At 36.0% G+C, this 2,429-nt stretch carries 1 protein-coding gene and 6 tRNA genes; 6 read left to right on the forward strand and 1 reads right to left on the reverse strand.

Annotation, left to right across the window (positions count from 1 at the left end; all coding sequences use genetic code 11):
* Positions 1–353: 353 nt before the first annotated feature.
* From CYP84_RS04970 to CYP84_RS04995, 6 genes are all read left to right on the forward strand, one after another.
* A tRNA-Lys gene (locus CYP84_RS04970) sits at positions 354–429 on the forward strand.
* 13 nt (positions 430–442) lie between these two features.
* Positions 443–518, forward strand: a tRNA-Glu gene (locus CYP84_RS04975).
* A 16-nt stretch (positions 519–534) separates the two neighbouring features.
* A tRNA-Val gene (locus CYP84_RS04980) sits at positions 535–610 on the forward strand.
* Positions 611–622: 12 nt separating this feature from the next.
* Positions 623–699 (forward strand) — tRNA-Asp (locus tag CYP84_RS04985).
* 123 nt (positions 700–822) lie between these two features.
* Positions 823–898: transfer RNA gene (locus CYP84_RS04990), tRNA-Lys, on the forward strand.
* Between the two features lie 6 nt (positions 899–904).
* A tRNA-Glu gene (locus CYP84_RS04995) sits at positions 905–979 on the forward strand.
* A 620-nt stretch (positions 980–1,599) separates the two neighbouring features.
* On the opposite strand, the gene CYP84_RS05000 is transcribed toward CYP84_RS04995, so the two are convergent.
* Positions 1,600–2,352, reverse strand: a complete 753-nt coding sequence (locus CYP84_RS05000; protein ID WP_103636869.1) for a DUF4198 domain-containing protein — start codon at positions 2,350–2,352, stop codon at positions 1,600–1,602.
* Positions 2,353–2,429 lie beyond the last annotated feature (77 nt).

A 2,429-nucleotide genomic window follows, 5' to 3' on the forward strand; every position in this document is an offset into this window, starting at 1 on the left:
GGGTTTAACCCTAATGATTATTATTAAATAATGAGATAGAAATGAGTGATCAAAACAGAGCCTAAAAGATAGAAAAAGCTAGAAAAATGGCGGTAAGATTTTTAGGCATGGATTAAATTTGCCACTAAGCGGATTAGATGCTCAAAGGAGTTTTGTTTGTTGAGCTACAAAGTAAAAGTGGTTTAAATTTATAAGAAATTTTGGCTTTAAATTTATAAGATTTAAAAATAAAATTTTATATTTTTCGCTTAGAAATATCGGACAAAATAGCTTTAATTTGATTTAAAATTTAATTTTTTCTTGACATATAATAATGTTTTTTGTATAATCTCAATTCTTTTTTAAATAATCATGTCTTGCTAGCTCAGTCGGTAGAGCATCTCACTTTTAATGAGGGGGCCGTTGGTTCGAATCCAACGCAGGACACCATTTTTGGGTTTATGACCCTTTCGTCTAGTGGCTCAGGACTCTACTTTCTCTGTGTAGAAACAGAGGTTCAAATCCTCTAAGGGTCGCCAGATATTTTAAATTTTAGGTCGCTTAGCTCAGTTGGTAGAGCGCCACCCTTACAAGGTGGATGTCATAAGTTCGAGTCTTATAGCGACCACCATTACTTTTAGGTGCAGCGGTAGTTCAGTTGGTTAGAATGCCGCCCTGTCACGGCGGAGGTCGCGGGTTCGAGCCCCGTCCGCTGCGCCATCTACCAAACCTTAGGTTAAGGTTCTTGATTCTATTTTTCTTGTTTTTTGAGTGATCAAATTAAATTTTAAGATTATAAGTTCTAAGATAACACTTTATGATTTGTTATTGATATTTAATCTTGCCTCGTTAGCTCAGTTGGTAGAGCATATCACTCTTAATGATGGGGTCGTAGGTTCGAGACCTACACGGGGCACCATCTTTTGGCCCATTCGTCTAGCGGTTAGGACACCAGCCTCTCACGTTGGTAACACGAGTTCGAGTCTCGTATGGGTCACCATTTTTCTTCTAAATTTAACCCAAATTTTGAAAAATTTACTGCAAGTGCAATAAATTTGACTAAAAAATGTTTAAAATGTTTTTCTATTTTATAAAAGGTAAATTTGTGTTAAAAACTACCAGAGTTGCACATATAGAAAGCAATGGGGTGCTCGTTTTTCACAGTAAAATGAATTGTGTATTGTTTTCATTAATTTTTTACATCTATGGATTATGATACTTTCTTGATTGCTTGCTAATATGTGAAGTAATTTTGGTATTTAGGTAGCAGAAATTATATTGAAATACTGTATCCTCAAATCTCAGAATTCTTTGCCGAATCTCTAAAAACTTGTTTTAATAACGAGGTGCTTGAGTTTTGTAAAAGGTTTTAGGCTAAAACGGATCAGTAATTTATAAAAGTTTAGAGATTACAAATAATGATGAAATTGTGACTGCTGGAGTTTGTCGTTTAAATTTTTTTAGAAATACATAAATTTTAAAATGTAGCTGCAACATAAATTTGATAAATTTACTTATTTTGTCTTGATAAATTTGACTTATAAGGTAAAAGAGTAGGGCGCATTTGACTACGCCCTTTTATAAATTTAAGATGAAAACTTGCTTGATCTTAAATTTGATCTATTTTAGCTCAAATGCAAGTGTTGCAGCAATCGTCTCATCATCACAAATTTTTGAGTCGGCAAATGGCATTTTGTGCACCGTTTGTAGCAGCCATTTACCAGGTTTAAGTGCAAGTACCTCTATCGTGCCGTCTGGCTCTGTTTGGCCGTGAAATGCGCTTTTTTCTTTTAAAAATCCATCAAATGTTCCATCAAGTGTAGCATTTTCTAAAGGTTTGCCCTCAAATAGAATTTTCACTTTAAATGGCATGCCAACTTTGAAATTTGCTGGATTGTCAAGTGGGACTATCTCTAAGCGCTGCTCGGAAGGCTTTATCACAGAGTCGTCCTTGGCGTTTTTGTTTATGATACCTTTTGCGCTCATGCTCGCTTTTTTGCAGTATTTGGCGTCCTTGATGTCCTCTTTGGTTTTGCCCATGTGCCATGTGCCATCGCTTGCTTTTGTCCAAAACGTAGGCCTATACTCGCCAGCTATAAGGTATGAGCCGTCCTCTAGTTTGGCCCTTTCATAGTGGTAGTTTTCGCCGCTTTGTTTTAGGCTCAGTTTCTCGCCATTTTTGTTTATAACGTATGGGGCTTCAAATAGGGCGATCCTATTATCTGGTATCTTTTCAACAGTCGGAAAGTCGTCTGCGTAGCCTATATCAACGCTAGTTACGTCCTTGCTGCTTCCAAAAAGCCAAAATTCGTGAGCCAAAGAGTGACTGCTAAGTGCTGCCAAAGCCAAAAGTGCAAATAAATGCTTGTTCATTACCTATCCTTTCAGATTAAATTGTCTATTTTTCTATTTCTAATATATGTCACAAAAATATTGTTAAATTTTTATAG

This window comes from Campylobacter concisus (assembly GCF_002912425.1).
GTDB lineage: Bacteria > Campylobacterota > Campylobacteria > Campylobacterales > Campylobacteraceae > Campylobacter_A > Campylobacter_A concisus_AH.

Excerpts from the sequence above, each read along its gene's own strand:
- CYP84_RS05000 (WP_103636869.1), bottom strand. The coding sequence starts at position 2,352 with ATGAACAAGCATTTATTTGCACTTTTGGCTTTGGCAGCACTTAGCAGT.